Source organism: Aliiglaciecola sp. NS0011-25 (assembly GCF_040370605.1).
GTDB lineage: Bacteria > Pseudomonadota > Gammaproteobacteria > Enterobacterales > Alteromonadaceae > Aliiglaciecola > Aliiglaciecola lipolytica_A.
The window spans coordinates 1-686 of the sequence record NZ_BAABWR010000063.1; the positions used below are offsets into that span (position 1 = coordinate 1).

Annotated in this window: 2 protein-coding genes; both read left to right on the plus strand. The window is 41.4% G+C overall.

Annotated features, from left to right (window positions below; genetic code table 11):
- A partial coding sequence (locus tag ABWV72_RS21180) for a transposase (RefSeq protein WP_353372968.1) occupies window positions 1–256 on the plus strand: 256 nt, incomplete at its 5' end.
- A gap of 134 nt (window positions 257–390) precedes the next feature.
- Window positions 391–686, plus strand: a 296-nt coding sequence (locus tag ABWV72_RS21185; RefSeq protein WP_353372970.1) for an IS3 family transposase, incomplete at its 3' end; no start/stop codon positions are given.

The window sequence follows — 686 nt, forward strand, 5'->3', positions numbered from 1 at the left end:
CACGGTTCAAGGTTATCCAGTTAGGCAAGCAGCTGAAGCAATGGAAGTGGGATATTCCACCTTACAAAAATGGGTGCGTCAGTATCGCGAAGAACAAGTAGGCGTTACACCTAAAGCGTCCGCCATCACTAATGAACAAAAACGAATTCAAGAGTTAGAAAAACAAGTTAAACAGTTGGAAAGTGATAATAACCTGTTAAAAAAAGCTTCGGCCTTCTTCGCAATAGAAATGAACAAAGGCGGCAAGTCGCGCTAGAATTGAAGAAGGCTGGGTTTAATGTTCAGCATATCTGTCGATGTTTAAATGTACCTCGTAGCTCGTTTTACTTTTATGCTAAACCCAAGCGGATTAGGTCGGTTGATATTCACTTAGAGGCTGCGGTAAAGCATGTGCACAATGAGATGGACGCCACTTACGGCAGCCGAAGAATGATGATAGAGCTTAATCATCAAGGTTATGAAGTGGGTCGTTATAAAGTACGTCGGTTGATGCGCAAATTTAAATTGATAGCGAAACGGCCTCGGTTACATCGTTATCCATATGCAGGAAAGGCATCTTTCATTGCCCCTAATTATTTAAATAGACAATTTAACCCTGAACAACTTAACACCCATTGGTCAGGTGACATCACGTACATCCGAACAGGCCAAGGATGGTTATATTTAGCAGTAATAGTAGATTTATG